The sequence below is a fragment of the Reichenbachiella sp. MALMAid0571 genome (assembly GCF_040151475.1).
Taxonomy (GTDB): domain Bacteria; phylum Bacteroidota; class Bacteroidia; order Cytophagales; family Cyclobacteriaceae; genus CAXBNB01.
This window is the reverse complement of record NZ_JBDKWG010000003.1, coordinates 1-565: the sequence shown is the minus strand read 5'-3', so window position 1 is coordinate 565 and position 565 is coordinate 1. Positions and strand designations below refer to the sequence as shown.

1 protein-coding gene is annotated in these 565 nt (G+C 36.6%); it reads right to left on the bottom strand.

What is annotated here, in order from left to right; genetic code table 11:
• Positions 1 to 42: 42 nt before the first annotated feature.
• Positions 43 to 486: an IS200/IS605 family transposase gene (tnpA, locus tag AAOP42_RS00015; protein ID WP_349526401.1), complete on the bottom strand. Its 444-nt coding sequence runs from the start codon at positions 484 to 486 to the stop codon at positions 43 to 45.
• Between the last annotated feature and the right edge of the window lie 79 nt (positions 487 to 565).

Sequence of the window (565 nt, the reverse complement as noted above, 5' to 3'; positions counted from 1 at the left end):
ATTAAAGAATCCACCCTCTAAGAAGGTGGACTTGAAAAGCCCCTATAAGGGGCCAAAATCCAACTTCTGCTGTTCTTCTACTTTTTCTTGTTTCTCTTGATATTGAACATACTTTCTTATCTTTTCTTCATCAAGACCAATGGTATCAACACAATAGCCTCTTGACCAAAAATGATTCCCCCAGTAAGGCTTCTGTTTCAACTGAGGATAACTCTTGAATATCTTAATGGCTGTCTTTCCTTTTAATATACCCATCAATTTCGATATAGAAACTTTCGGAGGTACGCTCACCACTAGATGGATGTGATCAATTTGAATATTAAGCTCCTTTTTCTCACAGCCCTGCCATTCCAAAAGCATAACTATGTCATGATCTAGCAACTGCTTCACCAAGCCTGACAAAACTTTAAACCTGTATTTTGGCGTCCATACAATGTGATAATCACATCGATATAGAACATGACTCAACTTTTTGAAATTACTCATCACTCAAAGTTAAGGGTTTCAGGCATAGCCTAATGTACATAACCACCTTCAAAGAAGGTGGATTTTAAGTTATATTAAA